Raw genomic sequence first — 22,018 nt, 5'->3', positions numbered from 1 at the left:
ATTTCTATTCAAATGTTTTAAAATCCTAACGAATGTTTATCTTTGTACTCTTTCAAAATAGAACCTTTTTATGTCAACAAATAATAGAAGATTTCCAGCAGAATGGGAAAAACAACAAGGAATTGTATTATGTTTTCCTCATAATGGTAATGACTGGCCAGGAAAATATGAAGCTGTTCAATGGGCTTTTGTAGAATTTATAAAAAAAGTGGCAACATTTGAAACTGTTTTTTTGGTTGTTGCCGACGAGAAATTAAAAGAAAAAGTGGCTGATATGCTTGAAAGAGCTCGTGTAAACATTAAAAATGTTTCTTTTATCATTCATAAAACCAACAGAAGCTGGATGCGTGATTCTGGACCGATTATTGTAAAAAATGGTTCAAAACGAGAAGCGTTAAATTTTAATTTTAATGGCTGGGCGAAATACAAAAACTATCAATTAGATAAGTTCGTTCCTGGTAAAGTAGCTGATTTTATTGATGTGCCTTTAACTCAGGTTATGTACAAAGGTAAACCAGTAATCGTAGAAGGCGGAGCAATAGATGTAAACGGAAAAGGTACTTTACTTACTTCTGAGGAATGCTTGATGCATCCTACGATTCAGGTAAGAAATCAAGGTTTTACAAAAGAAGATTACGAAGCTGTTTTTAAAGAATATTTAGGTGTTACGAATGTAATTTGGCTGGGTGATGGAATCGAAGGTGATGATACTCACGGTCATATCGATGATTTATGCCGATTTGTAAATGAAGATACAATTGTAACTATTGTAGAAACAGATAAAAACGATTCAAATTACAAACCTTTACAGGATAATTTGAAACGTTTGCAAAATGCAAAATTAGAAAACGGAAAATCGCCGGTTATTGTAGCGCTTCCAATGCCAAAACGTGTAGATTTCGAAGATTTAAGATTACCTGCAAGTTATGCTAATTTCTTAATCTTAAATAATTGCGTTTTAGTACCAACATTTAACGATAGCAACGATCGCGTGGCTTTAAATATTTTAGCTGAGTGTTTCCCTGATAGAGAAGTAATCGGAATAAGCTGTATTGATTTTATTTGGGGATTTGGAACTTTACATTGCTTAAGCCAGCAAATTCCTGCTTAATTAAATAGCAGCAAATACATACTATTTGTCATTTCGACGCAAGGAGAAATCTCCACGAGAAGCTCCACAAAGATTGTCTTATTGTTACGGAGTCACTTGCGAAGATTTCTCCTTGCGTCGAAATGACAAAAATGAGAAAAAGCATCACTTCTTGCGAGATTGAAATGTAAATAAATAAACATAAAAAAACCTTGGCTCTCACCAAGGTTTTTCTATTTCTATATCTCTTCAGATTGATCTGCTCTTCATTGTCTGATAAATGGAGGTAATAATTGGCTTGAAACTTCTCCAAATCCAATTCGTACTTCATTGCTCTCGCAGAAACCGCGAATAATTACTGTGTCATTATCTTCAATAAATTTACGTTCGCTGCCATCATTTAGTTTAACTGGATTTTTTCCTCCCCAAGTCAATTCTAACATAGAACCAAAACTATCATCAGTTGGTCCTGAAATAGTTCCTGAACCCATCATATCACCCGAATTAACGCGGCATCCGTTTGAAGTATGGTGCGCTAACTGCTGACTCATTGACCAGTACAAATATTTAAAATTAGATTTAGAAACCACAGTTTCTTCCTTTTCTTCTGGTTTTATTGAAACTTCTAAATGAATATCAAAAGCTTTTTTTCCTTTTGTTTGTAAGTATGGAAGCGGAGTAGGGTCTTGTTTAGGTCCTTTTGTTCTAAAAGGCTCTAAAGCATCCATAGTAACAATCCACGGAGAAATTGAAGTTGCAAAGTTTTTAGCTAAAAATGGCCCAAGCGGCACATATTCCCATCTTTGGATATCACGCGCACTCCAGTCATTTAGTAAAACCATACCAAAAATATAATCTTCAGCTTCATACGTTGAAATGTTTTCTCCCATTACATTGACATCAGTTGTAATAAAAGCAGTTTCCAATTCAAAATCAACTAAACGAGACGGACCGAAAACAGGATATTTTTCACCTGCCGGCAAAGTTTGTCCCATTGGTCTGTGAACTGGAATTCCTGACGGAACAATTGTTGAGCTTCTTCCGTGATAACCTACTGGGATATGCAGCCAGTTTGGAAAAAGCGCATTTTCAGGGTCGCGGAACAGTTTTCCTACGTTTGTAGCGTGTTCTCTGCTCGAATAAAAGTCAGTATAATCACCAATTAAAACAGGAAGCTGCATTTCTACATCATCGATGTTAAAAATAACAATATCTCTGTCTTTTGTTGAATCTCTAAGTTGTGGATTGGTTTCGTCGAAAATCTCGGCAATGCGATTTCGAACTAAACGCCATGTTTTTTTTCCATCAGAAATAAAATCATTAAGCGTATCTTGCATGAACATATCGTCAGTCAAATCAATTCCTGCAAAATAGTTCAATTGTTGTAAAGCCCCTAAATCTATAGCGTAATCACCAATTCTTGTTCCTACGGTCACAACATTTTCTTTAGTAAGAAATACACCGAAAGGAATGTTTTGAATAGGAAAGTCGCTATTTTCTGGTACTTCTAACCATGATTTTCTTTTGGTATCGTTAGCGGTTATTGGCATGTTGAATGTTAATTATTTGTTGAAAAATTACTTGTCAAATATATCATAATCTAACAGTATCACAAACGTTTTTTTGTATTTTTGCAGGAAATTAACGAAAAACGAAAAAATGCAACGCGACGAACAAATTTTTAGTCTTATCCTAGAGGAAAAAGATAGACAAATTCACGGATTAGAACTTATCGCTTCAGAAAATTTTGTAAGTGATGAAGTAATGCAAGCAGCTGGGTCTGTTTTAACTAATAAATATGCCGAGGGTTATCCTGGCAAAAGATACTACGGCGGTTGCGAAGTAGTTGACGTTATTGAACAAATTGCTATTGACAGAGCAAAAGAATTGTTTGGTGCTGAATATGCAAACGTACAGCCTCACTCAGGTTCACAAGCAAATACATCTGTATATCACGCTTGTTTAAATCCTGGTGATACAATCTTAGGATTTGATTTATCGCACGGTGGTCACTTGACTCACGGTTCACCAGTTAACTTTTCTGGTCGTTTGTACCGTCCAGTTTTCTACGGTGTAGATGCTGAAACAGGTCGTTTAGATTATGATAAAATTCAAGAAATTGCTACAAAAGAGCAGCCAAAATTAATTATCGCAGGAGCTTCGGCTTATTCTCGTGATATGGATTTTGCTCGTTTCAGACAAATCGCTGACAGCGTAGGAGCAATTTTATTTGCTGATATTTCTCACCCTGCAGGTTTAATTGCAAAAGGTTTAATGAATGATCCAATCCCTCATTGTCATATTGTTTCAACAACAACTCACAAAACATTACGCGGACCTCGTGGAGGTTTGATCTTGATGGGGAAAGATTTTGAAAACCCACAAGGTTTAAAAACTCCAAAAGGAGAAATCAGAATGATGTCTTCATTATTAGATTTAGCAGTTTTCCCAGGAAATCAAGGTGGACCTTTAATGCATATTATTGCTGCAAAAGCAGTTGCTTTTGGCGAAGCACTTAAAGATGAATTCTTTACATATGCAATGCAATTACAAAAAAATGCAAACGCAATGGCAGATGCTTTCGTAAAAAGAGGTTACAACATTATCTCTGGAGGAACTGATAACCATATGATGCTTATTGACTTAAGAAACAAAAATATTTCTGGTAAAGAAGCTGAAAATGCATTAGTAAAAGCAGAAATCACAGTAAATAAAAATATGGTTCCATTTGATGATAAATCACCATTTGTTACTTCTGGAATTCGTGTAGGAACAGCTGCAATCACAACTCGTGGTTTAGTTGAAAAAGACATGGAAACTATCGTTGCTTTAATCGATAAAGTTCTTACAGATCACACAAATGAAGATGTTATCGAAGAAGTTGCTGAACAAGTAAACGAAATGATGAGCGAAAGACCAATTTTTGCTTACTAAAAAATAGTTTCAAGTTTAAAGTTTCAAGTTTAAAGTTTTGGACTGTTCAAAAGACGGTTTAAAACTTTAAACTTTTTTCGTTTAGAATAGAAAACTTGAAACGTTAAACAAAATAAACCTGAAACAAATATAAAAAATGGGCGTACTAAGATTACAATTGCCAACTGACCCAAGATGGGTAAATATTGTTGAGAAAAATATAGAAGAAATCTTAACAGATCATGCATGGTGCGAGCAAAAAGCAGCAACAAATGCTATTACAATTATTACCAACAACTCTGAACATCAAGATTTAGTTCAAGATTTATTAGCTTTAGCCAAAGAAGAAATCGATCATTTTGAACAGGTTCACAATATCATTATAAAAAGAGGACTAAAACTAGGGCGCGAACGTAAAGACGATTATGTAAATGAACTTTATTTATATATGAAGAAAAGCGGAGACGGAAGTCGTGTTTCAGGTTTAGTAGAACGATTATTATTTTCAGCAATGATCGAAGCTAGAAGCTGTGAGCGTTTTAAAGTTCTTTCTGAGAATATTAAAGATGAAGAGCTGGCTGTTTTTTATAGAGAATTAATGGAAAGCGAAGCAGGTCATTATACAACTTTTATAACTTATGCTAGAAAATATGGAGTTGGAATAGATGTTGAAAAACGCTGGAGAGAATGGTTGGAATTTGAAGAATCAATCATTACCAATTACGGAAAAGGTGAAACTATTCACGGATAATCTTTTAGTGTTCAGTGTTCAGTTTTTTTTGAGTGTTTAGTCTCAGTCGCATTAGCAGTTTTCAATTTTTAGATTTGTCAGGCTGAGCGAAGTCGAAGCTGGTGCATCGTAGGTCAGATGTTCAAAAATCTTTTCGATCGACGCTTTTGCGAAAGTAAATTAGCCTGATAATTGTTCACAAGTTCAAGTTTTTGTTAATCTAAAATCTAAAGTCTAGAATTTAAAATTTCCTATCTTTGAGAGTAACCAAAATCTTGAACTATGAGAATAGAAACTGATCTGAAATTAGGATTTAAAGATGTAATGATTCGCCCCAAAAGATCTACACTAAAAAGCAGATCTGAAGTCTCTCTCGAACGAAATTTCAAGTTTTTACACAGTACGGCAGATTGGACAGGAATTCCGATTATGGCAGCAAATATGGATACGGTCGGTACTTTTGAAATGGCGAAGGTTCTGGCAAAGGAAAAACTTTTTACTGCAATTCATAAACACTATACTTTAGAAGAATGGAATAATTTTCTGAAAAATGTTACTTCAGATTTCTATAACTATATCGCCATAAGCACAGGAACAGGAAAAGAAGATTTTGAAAAAATTGGAACAGTAGTTACTGCAAACCCGCTCTTAAAATTTATTTGTATTGACGTTGCCAATGGATATTCAGAACATTTTGTCCAGTTTTTAAAACAAACTCGAAAACAATATCCAGATAAAGTAATTATTGCTGGCAATGTCGTTACAGGCGAGATGGTAGAAGAATTACTTTTGGCAGGCGCCGATATTGTAAAAGTTGGCATTGGTCCAGGTTCTGTTTGTACAACACGTGTTAAAACAGGCGTTGGTTATCCGCAGCTTTCTGCAATTATAGAATGTGCAGATGCGGCACACGGTTTAGGCGGACATATTATAAGTGACGGCGGCTGTACAACTCCGGGTGATGTTGCAAAAGCTTTTGGAGCAGGTTCAGATTTTGTAATGTTAGGCGGAATGCTTGCCGGACATACTGAAAGTGGAGGAGAACTAATCCAAATAAACGGCGAAAAATTTAAACAATTTTACGGAATGAGTTCGGCAACTGCAATGGACAAACATGTTGGAGGAGTTGCAGAATATAGAGCAAGCGAAGGAAAAACAGTTCAAGTGCCTTTTAAAGGAAATGTAATTCAGACTGTTTTGGATATTTTAGGTGGACTACGAAGTACTTGTACTTATGTTGGCGCTCCAAGATTAAAAGAACTTTCTAAGCGAACTACATTTATAAGAGTGAGTGAACAAGAAAATCAAGTTTTTACAAATTAAAAGAAATTTCAGAATATAATATGATTACAATTTCAGAAGCAGATGTAAATGATGTTAAAATAATTCAAGAAATCACAAACATCACCTGGCCAATTACATATGGAAGTATTTTATCTAAAGCTCAGTTAGACTACATGTTAAAGCTTTTTTATTCAGATGAAGCTTTAAGTAAACAAATCGAGACTAAAGAACAATTGTTTTACTTGATTTTAGATTCAGCAGCCACTATAGGATTCATCGGAATTGAGCATAATTACAAAAATGAAGCTGTAACTAAAATTCATAAAGTATATCTTTTGCCAGAAACGCAAGGAAAAGGTTACGGAAAAATAGTTTTTGATTTAATTGAAGAATTAGCTTTAAAGAATAATTCGACTGCGCTTTTATTAAATGTAAACCGTTTTAACACGGCATTGAATTTCTATAAAAAAGTTGGTTTCGACGTAAAAGAAGAAGTTGATATCGAAATTGGAAATGGTTATTTAATGGAGGATTTTGTAATGAGAAAACCATTATAACTTCTTAGTAAACTAAATTCAAACTTGAATAAATTTTAATTTTGAGCGATATATAGATAGGTCTATCTATTTTATTGTATCTTTGACAAAAAAAAGAATGGAACAGAAAGCCAGTGTAAAAGAAAGAATACTTGATACAGCTTCTCGTCTGTTTTATCATCAAGGTTATAACAGTACAGGAATTAATCAGATTATTGCTGAAGCTGGTATTGCTATTGGTTCTCTTTACAAGCATTATCAATCCAAAAGCGATTTGTTGTATCATTATTTAGAGCAACAAGAAATAGAGTATTTTAATGATCTTGACAACTATTTAAAAGAAGAGATAGATCCTATACAAAAACTACTTAAACTGGTTAATTATCGTATTAAACTTCAAGAGGATTCTAATTGTTCTGGATGCCATTTTATTAAAATAAATGCAGAAATTGGTAGAGAAGATAAAAGAGTTGAGCAATTTATTGCTGCACATAAAAAGCGTCAAAAAGATTATATTAATGTCTTGATTGATGAAATAAGTGCCGTAGAAAAACTTTCGGTAGAAAAAAGCGTCTTACAAAATATCGTCTTTTTAACAATAGAAGGAGCAGTAGTGTCAGCAAGTATAAATGGAAATACTAATGATCTCCAAACTTTAAAAAATACAATTAAACAACTTTTCTAATTTTTTTTAATCTAAAATAGATAGATCGTTCTATATATTATGAAAAATACAAAACACATTTCATTGCTCGTATTGTTACTCGGACATTTACTAACTATACTAGACATATTTATTGTAAACATCGCCATACCTTCAATTCAACGAGGGCTTGTCTCCAATAATGGAAAAATACAGCTAGTAGTTTCAATGTACATGGTTGGATTTGCTTCTTTTTTAATAATTGGCGGTAAAATAGGGGACTATTACGGGAGAAAGAGAATTTTTATTCTAGGAATGTTTCTATTTATGATTTGTTCTGCGGGATGTGGCTTTGCGGGAACAATTGACTATCTAATTTTACTAAGATTTTTTCAAGGAATAAGTGCGGCTTTAATGTCACCACAAGTTTTATCTTATATACAAGTTCTTTTTACTGATCATAAGGAACGTACTTATGCGATGGGCTGGTACGGAATTGCTATAGGTATTGGCACTATGCTGGGGCAGTTTTTAGGTGGTTTCTTGGTAGAACTTAAACCGTTTTTAATTGACGATTCTTGGCGTTATATATTTCTCATAAACATTCCTATTTGTGCAGCAGGTCTATTGCTGGCGACTCGCTATCTTACTCAATCTAGGGATAATTCTTCTATGCAAATGGACTATTTGAGTGCTTTTATTTTATGTGGAGGACTAGCCCTATTAGTTTTTTCTTTAAGTACTGGAGGAGAACAAAACGGCTCTATTAAAATTGGTTTGCCTTTATCTATTTTGTTTGTTTTTGCTTTTATATTCAGACAGATAAGAAGAAAATCTAAAGAAAAAGAACCTTTATTAGATATGAAACTTTTCACCTATAGGAACTTTAATATGGCAATTTCAGCGTCAGCACTTTTTATGTTAATGCTGGATGCCTATTTTTTTGTACTTGCGATTTTTCTTCAGGAAGGAATTCGACTGTCTCCGATGCATGCAGGATATTTTATTGTATTTCAAGGAAGCGGTTTTATTCTTGCCTCATTTTTTTCTGCAAAATTAGTGCTGCGTTATGGGAAATTTGCATTGATATTTGGCGTACTGTTACTTATGTTTGTGCTTATTCTTCAACTTGTTCTTTTTTATTACGAAACAATTGATTTTAGAGGATATATAGTAATGTTTTTACATGGCGCTGGTGTTGCACTGGTTTTGCCTTCATTTGCCAATATTGCTCTCAAAAATTTACCACAAAATCTTATCGGAAATGCTTCTGGTGTTTATTCTACATTGCAGCAGTTGTTTGGGGCTTTAGGAATTGCTATTACTGGAAGTGTATTTTACTATTTAACAAAAGGTACCATTGATTTTCAGCATTTCTACAATGCTTTTTTCTATGGCATGCTTATTCATTTTTTTTGCTTGGTAAGTGTGTTAGTGATTTTATTGTATCTGCCAAAGTCAGTACTTCCTAAAAAAGCAGATTAATGTTACTCATTAACTCACAATTACATCATGTTTAAACAACAAACCTTTTAATTCTTTCAAAGCAAAAACGGCTTTTTTAAGTTTGGTTTTAGATGGATCAATAGTATAATTGTAACTCGTTTTAAAATCGGCTTTGTTGGCAATTGCTCTATCAAACTCAGAACGGTATAAATCGCAATTATCAAAAATAACATTGGTTAAATCAGCGGCCATAAAATCGACTGCAATTAAACTGCAATTGACAAATGGAGTTCCCTTTATTTTTAAAGTATAGAATTTTGAAAAGTCCAAAATACAATCTGTGAAGCTGACTTCAAAAATTAGTTTGTCGCACATGGCGAAGTTTACTTCTTTAATTTCACAGCGATTAAAAGAAGCTGTTCTAAAAGCTACATAATTAATTTTGGCTTCATTAAAAATGCAATCGTTAAAAACGCAGTCAATAAAAGTAACAGCAAGAAAAGTACAAGCAGAAAAGTTACAATTATTAAAAACGCAGCATTCAAAATCTTTAAAATTCAGATCGTCTTTGGCGTAAATAATCGTATTAAACTCTTTATCAAGAAAATATTCGCTTTCTTTTTTCAACTCTGTTTTGATAATTGTTTGAGAGTGAAAAGGTAATAATTTAGAATAAAATATTCCATGCAAATCGCAAATCATTTTGATTTCATTCACATTTTTAATGCATAATTTGATGTAGCTTTACATTTATTTTTAAGTTAAAAACATAGCAATTTTATTATATGGAATCAACAAGAAAGGAACATGATTTTCTGGGAGAGCTGGAAATTCCAAATCATTTATACTACGGAATCCAGACTTTTAGAGCGGTAGAGAATTTTAATATTACTGGAATTCCTATTTCTAAAGAGCCTTTGTTCATCAAAGCTTTAGGATATGTAAAAAAGGCAGCTGCTTTGGCAAACAAAGACTGTGGTGCATTAGATCCTAAAATTGCCGAAGCGATTTGTTATGGAAGCGATCAGGTAATTGCGGGGAAATTTAATGACGAATTTGTGAGTGATTTAATTCAAGGCGGTGCGGGAACATCTGTAAATATGAATGCTAATGAAGTTATTGCAAACATTGGACTTGAATATTTGGGACATAAAAAGGGTGAATACAACTTTTTGCATCCCAATAATCATGTAAATTGTTCACAGTCTACAAACGATGCTTACCCATCGGCATTTAGAATTGCATTGTATCTAAAAATGGAAAGTTTTATTAAAACGCTTTCTGGATTAGAAATTGCTTTTGCAAAAAAAGGTGAGGAGTTTAAAGAAGTTCTAAAAATGGGAAGAACGCAGCTGCAAGATGCTGTGCCAATGACTTTAGGGCAAGAATTTAAAGCTTATGCGACTACGATTGGCGAAGACATTCAGCGTTTAAGAAATGCTCAGGAATTATTATTAGAAATCAATATGGGAGCAACTGCGATTGGAACGAAAGTAAATGCACCCGAAGGTTATCCTGAAATTTGCGTGAAATATCTTGCTGAAGAAGTTGGAATTGCATTAACGCTGTCTCCAGATTTAATCGAAGCAACAGTTGATACAGGAGCATACGTACAGATTATGGGAACTTTAAAACGTTCTGCCGTTAAGATTTCTAAAATCTGTAACGATTTAAGATTATTAAGCTCAGGGCCGAGAACTGGTTTAAACGAAATTAATCTGCCGGCACGTCAGCCAGGTTCGTCTATAATGCCTGGAAAAGTAAATCCTGTAATTCCAGAAGTGGTAAACCAAACCTGTTTTTATGTAATTGGTCAGGATTTAACGGTTACGATGGCCGCAGAAGCAGGACAATTGCAATTGAATGTTATGGAGCCTGTAATTGCTTTTGCAATGTTTACATCGCTTGATTATCTGTCAAATGCTATTCAGACTTTAATTGATAAATGTATCAACGGAATTACTGCAAATGTTGATCATTGTTATAATATGGTAATGAACAGCATTGGAATCGTAACTCAATTAAATCCAATTATTGGCTACGAAGAAAGTGCAAGTATCGCAGGTGAAGCTTTGAAAACGAACAAAAGCGTACATCAAATTGCGGTTTTAGAAAGAAAGCTGATTACACAGGAAAAATGGGATGAAATTTATTCATTAGAAAATTTAATTCACCCAAAGTTTATTACGAAATAATTGATTCTATATAATTCGTTAGTAAAAACCGTCAATGCAAATTGACGGTTTTTTTATACAATTAAACGAATTAAATTTAAGTAATGTGTTGAAAATAAGCTATATTTACAGAAGGTTTGAATATGATTTTAGTAGAAATTAAAACTTTTAAAGAGTGAAATTCTTAGAAAATACTTATTTTAAACACATCCTGAAACTAGCAGTCCTGCTTCTTTTTACTCCTTTATATTTAACTGCACAAGTGGAATATGAGACAAACAATTCAGAAATATGTGCACCAAAAACTATTTTTGAAGTCTTTAAAAAGAAAGATTCCATTTATATTGTTAAACCTACTAAAAGCAATTTTTTTCTTGTAATTCCGGCAATTGGCTCACAACCAGCGACCGGATTTTTTTTTGGAGGAGTTGCGCAATACACTTTTAAAGGCAAACAAGAGGCTGATAAATATTCTGTCGCAAATCTTGGAATTATTTACACTTTGAAAAAGCAATGGATGATCAATGTGAAAAATAATATTTTGTTGAAGAATAATAGAATTTTTCTAAGCGGTGATTATCGTCTTTATATTTTTTCACAGCCTAATTATGGTCTAGGCACCGATATTATTCCGCCTCGACGCGATCGAGACCCAAGCTTTAGTATCGACTCGATTGCACAATCAATGGATTATAATTATTTTAAGTTTCATCAAACTGCTTCTTTTGAAGTAAGAAAGAATTTTTATGTGGGCGGAGGTGTAAATATTGATTGGTACACTAATATAAACGACAAAGAACTGGATTTTGCAAATGGAAATTTGACTTATCATTACAATTACAGCCAACAGCACGGATTTAACAATTTAGAATATTTTCTAACAGGAGTAAGTTTTAATATGGTATACGATTCACGAGATAATCAAGTGAATTCGAACCGTGGCTGGTTCGCTAATGTTAATTATCGTTTTAATCCCGTTTTATTTGATAATCAACAATACAGTAATGTTTTGTATACAGAATTCAGACAGTTTATTCCGTTATCAAGTAAAAACGACCGTTATATTTTAGGAATTTGGGCTTACGGACAATTTGTTACACGAGGCAAAGTACCTTATTTAAATTTACCCGCAATTGGCTGGGATCAGCGCAGCAGGAGCGGAGAGGGGTATACACAAGGCTTATTTAGAGGAGATGGACTGATTTATCTCTCTACAGAACTTCGATTTCCCATTACTTGCAATCAAATGATAAGCGGTACTGTTTTTACCAATTTTGTAACTGCTAGTAATAATGATGCAAATACATCTCTTTTTCATGCAATTCAACCTGCAGCTGGTATTGGATTAAGAATTCTAATTGATAAAAAAACGCGGACAAATTTAATTGTGGATTATGCATGGGGAAATAGTTCAAAAGGATTCTATTTGAATGCAGGCGAGACATTTTAAATTTGTAATCAAATGTATTTTAATAACTTAATAAATTACTAGTCTGATTTTTTTTGTTAAAATTTATTTAAAATTTAGAAGAAAAAACTTAAATTTGATTTCCCTATTAACTTTCAAAAACAAAATTTATGAAAAAGTACAGTTTATTTTTAGTTTTTTTCCTATTTGCAATAGGAATGAATGCGCAAGATGCGAGGTCATTTTCTCTTAATTTGTATGGTGGTTACAATTTTTCTGACAGCATCGACTACGATGGTTATTCAGCAACAGTTGAAGATGGTTTTCAATATGGCGCTGGTTTTGAATATTTTTTCTCAACAAACAATTCAGTTGAATTAAAGTATTTAAGAGCTGATACTAAAATTCCATTTTATGGTCCAACAGGAAACCAAATCAATGCTGGAAACGATAAAGGAGCTTTTAATTTCATTCTTGCCGATTTTACTCATTATTTTGATACAAGCTCAAATCTTTTGCCTTATTTAGGCGCTGGAGCGGGAGTCGGTATTATTGAAACACCTCAGGGCGGAAGTGGTACTTATTTTGCCTGGGATATAAAAGGAGGGGTAAAGATTAAAACCGCTTCAACAGTCTCTGTAAATATTAATGCCTATTTACAATCTATGTCAGCAGCAGTTGGTCAGAGTTATTATTGGACATATTGGTATGGACCAGTTGCAGTTGACGATTATGTTTCTACTTTCCAGTTTGGTTTAGGAGCTGTATTGAGTTTTAATTTCAAAAACTAGTACTAAACAACCTAATTTTAGTATATAAAAAAGCAACTTATTGTAAGTTGCTTTTTTTTTGCATAAAATTTAGGCAAGAGTTCATAATAAAATCATAATTTATAACAGTTATGAATAGTATTTTTAATGGCAATCCCTATTTTTGTTGTTGATACAAATTAATATGAAACTACTTATAGTCGAAGACGAACCAAATCTTTTGTCGATTTTACGCAAAGGATTTGCAGAAAATAACAACGAAGTAAGTGTGGCACTTGATGGTAAAACTGCACTAGAAATGATTCACAACTATAATTTTGATGTTGTAATTCTAGATGTAATGCTGCCTGATATTAATGGAATTGAAATATGCAGAAGACTTCGCGCAAGTAAAAACTTTGTGCCTGTTTTGCTTTTAACAGCTTTAGGAACATCAGAAAATATCGTAACCGGCCTTAATGCAGGAGCTGATGATTATTTGGTTAAACCATTTAAGTTTGGAGAACTTGATGCAAGAGTCAACGCTTTACATCGTAGAGCACATCAAGAAACAGATAAAATTGATGTTATTTCGGTAGGAGATTTAGAGATAAATGGACGTGCAAAAACAGTTAAAAGAGACGGTGAATCTATAATTTTGACTGCAAAAGAGTTTAAATTATTGTATTATTTAGGCAAAAATGCCGGTATGATTGTCTCTCGTGATCAGATTTTAGATAACGTTTGGGATATTAATTTTGATATGAACACTAATGTTGTAGATGTTTATATTACATATTTACGAAAAAAAGTAGACAAACCTTTTAAAACCAAACTCATTCATACGATGAAAGGACTAGGTTATGTGATAAAACCATAAAATGGATATAAGAAAAAAAATTACTTTAACTTATGTAGCGCTTTCAACTTTTAGTACCTTACTTTTAAGTGTACTTGTTTTTGTTTTGTTTAGAGAAAATAATCGTTATCATTTTTTGAAACGATTAGATGACAGAGCAAAAATTGTGTCTTCTATTCATTTTCAAAATGATCCTGAAAAGATAAAATATTATAGTAATTTAAAGAAAAACGGACTCGAAGAACTTATCGAGGAAGAAGAGTATGTGCTTAAAGTAAACAGCGCTAACAGCTTTGATTACAATACAGACTTAAATCTTCCTAATGAGTTTTATTCTACCATATTAGAGACAGGAAGAAACTATTATGAAATAAACAGCAAATATTATTTAGGACAAATTTTTAAAGAAGGAAATCAAAAATACATAGTAATTGTTGGTGCACGAGATCGTCAAGGAAAAACAACTTCTATTTATATTGTAAAAATATTGATCGTAGGAGGTATTGCGTTTATGTTTTTGGCTTTCTTTTTAGGTCGTTTTTTAGCTAAACGAGTTATTAATCCTGTAGCAAGAATTATTAGAGAGGTAAACCGAATAAGTGCATCAAACCTGCACAATCGTCTTCCTGAAGTCAAGAATTCTGATGAGATCTCAGATCTTACAGAAACCTTTAATGATATGCTGGATCGTTTAGAAACCTCTTTTGAAATACAGGCCAATTTTATAAATAATGCTTCTCACGAATTAAAAACACCTATTACGACAATAATCGCCGAAGCAGAAATTATGCTTCTTAAAGAACGTGAGGTAAAAGAGTATGTTCAATCTCTAGAAAATATTTACAGCCAAGCATCAAGATTAGGAAACTTAACCGAAAGTTTGCTTAAACTTACGCAAACCGGTTATGACGGTAAAAAACAAGTTTTAGATATTGCTAGAATAGACGAATTGCTATTAGATGTTAAATCAGATTTAGATAAAATTTTTCCTGATAACCGCGTAAGCATCAAGTTAAACTTTGCTCCAAAAGATTCAAGTTTACTGCTGCTGCCTTGCAATAAACCTCTTTTAGAGCTCGCTATTAATAATATTATTACCAATGGAGTAAAATATTCTGATAATAATGAGGTTTTTGTGGTACTTACAGTTAACCATGATTTTATTAAAATTTCTATTAATGATATCGGAATTGGAATTCCTCCTGAAGATATCCCTCATTTATATGAGCCTTTCTTTAGAGGAAAAATTGCTGCCAAGTATATTGGTTACGGTTTAGGTCTTCCTTTAGCTTCAAAAATTATTCGTATGCATGATGGAGAAATTCAAGTGCAATCTGAGCAAAACAAAGGAACTATCGTTACTATAATCTTTAATAAATCAAAAATCAAAAAGAATAACATTAAAAATTCTAATGTTGAATCTTAGAAAAATCTAATTAGAGCTTAAGAACGATCTAATTTCCAAGGAGTTATTTTGTATGTATAAACTAAAAGAATATACTTATGAAAAATTTCCTTATACCTACTACATTAAAAGACGATACAATCAGCGCAGTAAATGCTGCTATTAATCAAGCAAAAGAATCGGAGTGCGAAATCATTCTAATGATGGTTTCTGACACTCCGGATACTTTTTCTTCTTCTCATTTTTTACGTGAAATGAGAACTGGACTTACAAGAAGCCAAGAAGAAGTTTTAGAAACTTGCAGATATATGATTGGTCATACGCAAAACTGCAAAATAAAAATCCACAATCAATACGGTCTTTCATCTCCAATTTTTAGAGGTATTATAGACAACTTTTCTGTTAAATTGGTCATCTTAACTCACTCTTATAAAAAAGAGACCAAACGTATCCATCAGTATTTAACTCAGCTGGCAGGAAACCAAAAATGCCCAATTCTGCACTTAGGAATTGAACAGCCTAAAAACGATTTCAACAAGGCACTTTATATCGAAAATGGTAAGGCAAATATGCATATTAAAGATGTTCAGCAATTTCTGAATGATAATTTCTCTTATGAAATTGTAAGCCAAACTTCAAAAATCGATGATAACTATGAAGATATGGCTCCATATTTAAATGAAGCAATTTCAAAATATGACATCGATTTGCTTGTAGAAACTCGTAAAGGTGAGAAAATCAAATTTAAGAAAACTAAAAAAGAGAGTATTAATGAGCGACTAGGACTTCCTGTTCTTTCGTTATACGAAGAATTGGTTTAAATCAAATCACTCTTTTAAATAATTAATTTAATTAAAACCGACGATATGTTATTAAAGAAAAGAATACCAATGAAGTACGTTCTCGGGAAAATTAAAGTAGAAATTGCCTTGGTATTGACTTATACCATACTATTTGAAATTTTTCATCACTATTTTATAAATCTTCCTGTAGATATTCCAATTGCGATTCCAACAATGATTGGAACGATTATTTCCTTATTATTAGCCTTTAAGTCTAATCAGGCTTATGATAGATGGTGGGAAGCAAGAATTGTTTGGGGAGCAATTGTAAACGACTCAAGAACCTTAATTCGTCAAGTATTGACGTTTTATAAAGATCCAGATTTTTCTGTTAAAGCGAGCGAATTCAAGGAGAATTTTGCCAAAAGACAGATTGCATGGTGTTATAGTTTAGGTCAAGCGCTGCGAAACAAAGACGCCATAAAACCGCTTGAAGGTTTGGTAAGCGAAGAAGAGCTTCGTTACATCAAAAACCATCAAAATATACCAAATGCTATTTTAATGCTTCATGCGCGAGATCTTAGAAATGCTAAGAACGAAAAGCGAATCAATATGTATCAACAAGTAGAAATTGATAATACATTGTCAAGATTATGCGATGAGATGGGTAAGTGTGAGAGAATTAAAAATACTATTTTCCCAACTACTTACAGTATGTACATTAGATTGACGCTGTGTTTATTTATTTTTCTGCTTCCATTTGGTTTAACAAGCGTATTAAGCTGGTTTGCGATTCCGTTAATTACTGCAATATCGGGAGCTTTCTTTTTAATAGAAAGAATGGCTATTCACTTGCAGGATCCATTTGAAAATAGACCTTCAGACACACCTGTAACGACTATTGCTAATACAATAGAAAGAAATATCAAACAAATGCTTAACGAATATCAAAGTGAATTTGATATTATAAAAGAATTTGATTTAAAAGACGAACCAGTAAAAGTCGAGAAAGACGCTTATTTCGTTTTATAACAATTTTAATTTTGGTCTCTTAATTGTTGGCTGGACAGTATATTTTTTTTTGCTGTCCAGCTTTTTTATATTATTTGCCAGCAAGTTTTCCTAGAGTTTGTATTGATTCCCTAAGTTCATTTGACCAAGGAAGACCAAAACTCAGGCGCATACAATTTGAAAATTGATCTTGAAAAGAGAAAATACGTCCCGGAGCAATACTAATATTGTGTTTCATAGCTAAATGATAAAATGCAGCTGTATCGATACTTTTATCAAGCTCAATCCATAGAAAAAAACCTCCTTGCGGCTGACTTACTTTTGTTCCTGCTGGAAAAGATTCTAAAACCGTGTTTATATAATTATTACAATTACGATTTAAAATTTGACGGATTTTACGAAGATGATTCTCATAGCGCCCATTTTTTAGAAAATCTCCCACAACTTCGTGCGTAATTGTAGGCGAGGAGAGACTGTGGTAAATTTTATTTCGCAAAATTTGTTTTTTAAACTTTCCAGGCGAAACCCAGCCTACACGATAACCTGGTGCAAGCGTTTTTGAAACAGAACTGCAGCACAGCACAATACCGCTTTCGTCATACGTTTTACAGTTTGTAGGACGGCTGGAGCCAAAGTACAAATCGCCATGAATATCATCTTCAATCAGCGGAATATTGTAAAATTCCATTAATCGAACTACTTCTATTTTATGTTCAGCAGGCATCATACTCCCAGATGGATTGCTAAAATTGCTCATCAACAAACAAAGTTTTACTTTCTTTGAGGAAAGAGCCTTTTTTAAAGCTTCCAATTCTATGCCAGTCGTCATGTTGGTCGGCAGTTCCATAATGTACAAACCCAATGATTTTGCCAATTGTAAAATTCCAAAATACGCTGGACTTTCAGTAATAATAGTATCTCCCGGTTTTGTCAAAGTCATTAAACAATGTGAAATTGCACTAGTACAGCCTGGCATTGTAATTATATCATGTTCAGTCAAAGATCCGCCCCAAGTGTAGGACCAGCGGGCAATTTCTTTTCTTAAATTTAAATTTCCTTGAACTTGTTCGTAGCTCGTTCCGCTGTTTGGAAGCTGTCGCATGGCTTGAACCATTCCTTTATTCAACTTAGCAATGGGAAGCAGCTCATTAGATGGGAATCCTAAAGAAAGCATCGTAATATTTTTATCGGTCATATTACCATAAACCTGATCGATCAAATCTTCTCGATCAATGTTTTCACATTTTAAAATAGGACTACTTGGTGATGGCTCAGGAATTGTTCTAGCCGAAATATTACTTACATAATATCCAGATTGCGGTCTTGATTCTATAAGTGATCTGCTCTCAATTTCATAATAAGCTTTGCTCACGGTACTCATACTGTAGCCGGTTTCTGCGCATACTTCGCGTATAGAGGGCAGTTTGTCACCCACGTTTAAAACACCAGATTTAATCTGTTTTTCAATACGATCAGCAAACTGTAAATACAAGTAATTCGAATCTTTCATAAAAAAAACTGTTATGGTGCAATTTACAAAAACTGTATCTGTATTGCTGTATAATTTTTTAGAAATTTGTTTCATCAAAAAAAGTATAAATAATATCCAGATGAAAACAACAAAATACTACATCGCAGCCATTACATGTTTTGTAATCTGGGGATTTTTTAGTTTGGTTTTAAAACCAATACATGAATATCCATCATTGGACATATTGTTTTATCGTGTTTTCAGCTGTAGTATTCTAATGCTGTTGATTGCTTTTACCTTTAGAAGAAAAAAAATAAAAGAAACTATTGCTACTTTTAAAGCTATGCCGATTTCTGAAAAACGAAGAAGTATTTTACTAAATATTGGCGGAAGCGTTTTTTTAATGGCAAACTGGTTTACATTTATCTATGTAATGAATCATGTTAGTGTAAAAGCAACTTCATTAGCCTATTTAGTATGCCCAATTCTAACCACTTTATTGGCTTATTTTATTTTGCATGAAAAACTAAGTAAAACACAATGGATGGCTGTTGGTTTGAGTATTTCGGGTTGTCTGCTTTTATCTTATACCAATATTATGGATATGGTTTTCAGTATTATAATCGGCTTTACTTATGCTTCTTATTTAGTAAGTCAGCGTATAAATAAAGGTTTTGATAAATTTATAGTCTTAACTTTCCATATTACATTGGCGGCTTTATTTTTACTGCCTTTTTATCCTGCTTACAGCGGACAGGTTCCAACAGAATTTAAGTTTTATTTCTGTATCGAAACCATTGCCATTTTGTTTACGATCTTTCCGTTATTCCTTAATTTATACGCACTTTCAGGTATTAATTCTTCAACAGTGGGGATGCTTTTGAATATTAATCCAATGATTGCATTTCTTTTGGCAGCATTCTTTTATAAAGAGCCAATTGGGTCTATTCAAATTATCGCATACGGAATTGTATTTCTTGCAGTATTGGTTTTTAATTCACATCATATTTTTGCCATAAAGCAAAAATTAATCCCAGTATCCAAAGGTTCTAAATAACAATCGTTTTTTATATTTTTTATTGGTTTAAAATATAAATTACCAGAATCTTAACAGGATGTTTGAACAGGAATGAGTATTTTTCATTCCTGTTTTTTTATGCAGTAAATTGAAAAATACCACTTCAGATCTTTATCGGAGTGGCAAAAAAAACTATTTCCAAACCTATTCTCTATGAAAAACGCCAAACTTCAAGCCTTTATTCCATTGTTTTATTTAGTGTGGTCCGATGATCTTTTAACTCAAAAAGAATTTGTTACACTAAAAGAGTTTATAAAATCTCAAAAAAAACTTTCAGTTGAAGAGCAAGAATATCTTCTCTCAAAAGTTGATATTTCAAATCCGCCTTCGCGAAATGAACTCACACAATGGAAATCAGACATTGAAGCTAATATAAAAGACAAGTCGTCTATAAAATCTATTTTTGATATTGCGGTTGCACTTTCAGAAAAAGACTTAGACATTTCGGCTTTAGAATCAGATTTTACAAAACTGGAAAATGATCTTGGAATTCTGGGAGAAGAAGTAATTCAGAATTTTAAAACAAAATCAGATTCATTAACCGCTAATTCTCAAACAACAAATAGTTTTGATATTCAACAATTAACATCAATTCTAAATGGTAAAGAAGCACCAATTATTAACAGAGTAAAATCAATAATTTCGAAACCCGAGTTTGCTTACGAAACTTCGACAGATATTAATATTTACCGTCAAACAGTATATAAATGGTGTAAAATTCTAGCGGAGGAAAACTTAGGAAATATGGCTTATCCAAAGCAATATGGCGGCGGAGAAAACATTGCAGATTATTTTGCTGTAATGGAGACATTAAGTTACCATGATTTGAGTTTGGTAATAAAATTTGGAGTTCAATTTGGACTTTGGGGAATGAGTGTACAATCTCTTGGAACAGAGAAACATTACGCCAAATATCTAAAAGATATTGGTTCTTTAAAGCTTCCCGGCTGTTTTGCAATGACCGAAACACATCATGGATCTAATGTAAAAGGACTGGAAACTACGGCAACTTACAATCATAACAATCAAACCTTTACAATTCATACACCAAACAAAAATGCCCAAAAAGAATATATTGGCAACGCCGCGGTTCATGGTCAAATGGCGACTGTTTTTGCAAAATTAATTATTGACGGCCATGATTATGGTGTAAATGCTTTTGTAGTTGGACTAAGAGACGCAAATGGAAATATTCTAAACGGAGTTACAATAGGTGATTGCGGTCATAAAATGGGCTTAAACGGAGTTGATAACGGAACCATAAGTTTTGATAATGTCGTGATTCCGAAAGAAAATATGCTTGATCGTTTTGCATCGGTAAACGACAAAGGAGAATTTGAAAGTCCGATTCCAAGTGATAACAGACGCTTTTTTACGATGTTAGGAACTCTAGTCGGCGGAAGAATTGGGATTCCGCGTTCTGCATTATCAGCAGCAAAATCGGGATTAACAATTGCAATTCGATACAGTGACCAACGCCGACAGTTTGGCCCAGAAGGAGGATCAGAAGTTCCAATTTTAAATTATAGAATTCATCAGCGTCGTTTACTGCCGCATTTGGCAAAAATATATGCAGTACATTTTGCTCTGCAATATCTTACTAATAGATTCTTGAATAGAACAGAAGCCGAAATGCAGGAAATCGAAGCATTGGCTGCGGGATTGAAATCATATTCAACTTGGAGTACAAGAGATATACTGCAAGAATGCCGTGAAGCTTGCGGTGGAAAAGGATATTTGTCTGAAAATAGAATCGATGCTTTAAAAAATGACACTGAAATTTACACCACTTTTGAAGGAGATAACACTGTTTTAATGCAGTTAACGGCCAAAAATCGTTTATCTGAGTTTAGAAAATCTTTTGGTGAAATGGGATCATTCGGAATTATAAATTATGTGTATGAAAATGCAAAAACCGCAATTACTGAAAAGAACCCAATTGCTACTCGCAGAACAGAAGACGAACATTTATTAGATGGAGAATTCCATTTGCAGGCTTTCATTCACAGAGAGAAAACAATTTTAGCATCAGCAGCTAAACGTATTAAAAGGTTAATTGATGACGGATTAGATACTTATGATGCTTTTAATGTAGTGCAGCATCAAATGATAGATGTGTCTCAAGCTTACTTAGAAAGAGTAGTTCTAGAACAGTTTCAAATCGCAGTTAAAGCTGTAGAAGATTTAAAAACAAAAGAAATATTGACAAAATTAAGTCAGCTGTATGCACTTTCTCAATTAGAAAAAAACAAGGCTTGGTTTCTTGAAGATGGATATATGGAAGCTGTAAAAACAAAAGCAATCAGAAAAATGGTAAATCAATTATGCTGGGATATCCGCCCAGATGCGTTAGCTCTGGTTAATGCTTTTGACATTCCAGAAAGTTGTTTGTCTGCACCAATTTCTAAGTTATAGTATTAAAAAATGCTCCGCTGGAGC

Annotated in this window: 19 protein-coding genes; 16 read left to right on the top strand and 3 right to left on the bottom strand. The window is 33.2% G+C overall.

Translation table 11 applies throughout. The features are described from left to right. Positions 1-70: 70 nt before the first annotated feature. Positions 71-1,111, top strand: coding sequence for an agmatine deiminase family protein (locus tag B0A75_RS18790; RefSeq protein WP_089055800.1), 1,041 nt, complete (start codon positions 71-73; stop codon positions 1,109-1,111). A 245-nt stretch (positions 1,112-1,356) separates the two neighbouring features. On the opposite strand, the gene fahA is transcribed toward B0A75_RS18790, so the two are convergent. Then, the gene (fahA, locus tag B0A75_RS18785) at positions 1,357-2,640 is read right to left on the bottom strand and encodes a fumarylacetoacetase (protein WP_089055799.1); all 1,284 of its coding nucleotides are present in this window, start codon (positions 2,638-2,640) and stop codon (positions 1,357-1,359) included. A 109-nt stretch (positions 2,641-2,749) separates the two neighbouring features. Between fahA and glyA the strand changes: the two genes are divergently transcribed. The 6 genes from glyA to B0A75_RS18755 all read left to right on the top strand — a co-directional run bounded on the left by glyA (position 2,750) and on the right by B0A75_RS18755 (position 8,681). Continuing rightward, positions 2,750-4,024 (top strand): serine hydroxymethyltransferase, encoded by a 1,275-nt coding sequence (gene glyA / locus B0A75_RS18780; protein WP_089055798.1) that lies wholly within the window; start codon positions 2,750-2,752, stop codon positions 4,022-4,024. A gap of 136 nt (positions 4,025-4,160) precedes the next feature. Next, the gene (gene miaE / locus B0A75_RS18775) at positions 4,161-4,754 is read left to right on the top strand and encodes a tRNA-(ms[2]io[6]A)-hydroxylase (RefSeq protein ID WP_089055797.1); all 594 of its coding nucleotides are present in this window, start codon (positions 4,161-4,163) and stop codon (positions 4,752-4,754) included. Positions 4,755-5,015: 261 nt separating this feature from the next. After that, positions 5,016-6,056: a GMP reductase gene (locus B0A75_RS18770; RefSeq protein ID WP_089055796.1), complete on the top strand. Its 1,041-nt coding sequence runs from the start codon at positions 5,016-5,018 to the stop codon at positions 6,054-6,056. Positions 6,057-6,076: 20 nt separating this feature from the next. Further along, positions 6,077-6,574, top strand: a complete 498-nt coding sequence (locus B0A75_RS18765) for a GNAT family N-acetyltransferase (protein ID WP_089055795.1) — start codon at positions 6,077-6,079, stop codon at positions 6,572-6,574. Between the two features lie 97 nt (positions 6,575-6,671). Continuing rightward, the gene (locus B0A75_RS20810) at positions 6,672-7,238 is read left to right on the top strand and encodes a TetR/AcrR family transcriptional regulator (RefSeq protein WP_089055794.1); all 567 of its coding nucleotides are present in this window, start codon (positions 6,672-6,674) and stop codon (positions 7,236-7,238) included. 39 nt (positions 7,239-7,277) lie between these two features. Continuing rightward, entirely contained in the window at positions 7,278-8,681 is a 1,404-nt protein-coding gene (locus tag B0A75_RS18755) for an MFS transporter (protein WP_089055793.1), read from the top strand. Positions 8,682-8,690: 9 nt separating this feature from the next. Here the strand turns inward: B0A75_RS18755 and B0A75_RS18750 are convergent, their stop codons facing one another. Next, complete coding sequence (locus B0A75_RS18750; protein WP_089055846.1) at positions 8,691-9,269, bottom strand: pentapeptide repeat-containing protein; 579 nt, start codon at positions 9,267-9,269, stop codon at positions 8,691-8,693. A gap of 158 nt (positions 9,270-9,427) precedes the next feature. On the opposite strand from B0A75_RS18750, the gene aspA reads away from it, so the two are divergent. The 7 genes from aspA to B0A75_RS18715 all read left to right on the top strand — a co-directional run bounded on the left by aspA (position 9,428) and on the right by B0A75_RS18715 (position 17,051). After that, on the top strand, positions 9,428-10,837 hold the full coding sequence (aspA, locus tag B0A75_RS18745) for an aspartate ammonia-lyase (RefSeq protein ID WP_089055792.1): 1,410 nt from the start codon (positions 9,428-9,430) through the stop codon (positions 10,835-10,837). 154 nt (positions 10,838-10,991) lie between these two features. Next, a complete protein-coding gene (locus B0A75_RS18740) occupies positions 10,992-12,266 on the top strand; it encodes a BamA/TamA family outer membrane protein (RefSeq protein ID WP_089055791.1) in 1,275 nt (424 codons plus the stop codon). A 128-nt stretch (positions 12,267-12,394) separates the two neighbouring features. Further along, on the top strand, positions 12,395-13,015 hold the full coding sequence (locus tag B0A75_RS18735; protein WP_089055790.1) for an outer membrane beta-barrel protein: 621 nt from the start codon (positions 12,395-12,397) through the stop codon (positions 13,013-13,015). A 163-nt stretch (positions 13,016-13,178) separates the two neighbouring features. Beyond that, a complete protein-coding gene (locus B0A75_RS18730; protein ID WP_089055789.1) occupies positions 13,179-13,853 on the top strand; it encodes a response regulator transcription factor in 675 nt (224 codons plus the stop codon). Position 13,854: 1 nt separating this feature from the next. Next, entirely contained in the window at positions 13,855-15,258 is a 1,404-nt protein-coding gene (locus B0A75_RS18725) for a HAMP domain-containing sensor histidine kinase (RefSeq protein WP_089055788.1), read from the top strand. A gap of 77 nt (positions 15,259-15,335) precedes the next feature. Next, complete coding sequence (locus B0A75_RS18720; RefSeq protein WP_089055787.1) at positions 15,336-16,058, top strand: adenine nucleotide alpha hydrolase family protein; 723 nt, start codon at positions 15,336-15,338, stop codon at positions 16,056-16,058. A 45-nt stretch (positions 16,059-16,103) separates the two neighbouring features. Further along, a complete protein-coding gene (locus B0A75_RS18715; RefSeq protein ID WP_089055786.1) occupies positions 16,104-17,051 on the top strand; it encodes a bestrophin family protein in 948 nt (315 codons plus the stop codon). A gap of 70 nt (positions 17,052-17,121) precedes the next feature. Here the strand turns inward: B0A75_RS18715 and B0A75_RS18710 are convergent, their stop codons facing one another. Beyond that, on the bottom strand, positions 17,122-18,540 hold the full coding sequence (locus B0A75_RS18710) for an aminotransferase-like domain-containing protein (protein ID WP_089055845.1): 1,419 nt from the start codon (positions 18,538-18,540) through the stop codon (positions 17,122-17,124). A gap of 100 nt (positions 18,541-18,640) precedes the next feature. Between B0A75_RS18710 and B0A75_RS18705 the strand changes: the two genes are divergently transcribed. Both B0A75_RS18705 and B0A75_RS18700 read left to right on the top strand, forming a co-directional pair. Beyond that, a complete protein-coding gene (locus B0A75_RS18705; RefSeq protein WP_089055844.1) occupies positions 18,641-19,558 on the top strand; it encodes an EamA family transporter in 918 nt (305 codons plus the stop codon). 174 nt (positions 19,559-19,732) lie between these two features. Beyond that, complete coding sequence (locus B0A75_RS18700; protein ID WP_089055785.1) at positions 19,733-21,994, top strand: acyl-CoA dehydrogenase family protein; 2,262 nt, start codon at positions 19,733-19,735, stop codon at positions 21,992-21,994. Positions 21,995-22,018: the final 24 nt, after the last annotated feature.

The organism is Flavobacterium oncorhynchi, from assembly GCF_002217355.1.
In the GTDB taxonomy this organism is placed as follows: Bacteria; Bacteroidota; Bacteroidia; order Flavobacteriales; family Flavobacteriaceae; genus Flavobacterium; species Flavobacterium oncorhynchi.
Note: the sequence above shows the minus strand (reverse complement) of the source record. Positions and strands in the feature narration are given on the sequence as shown.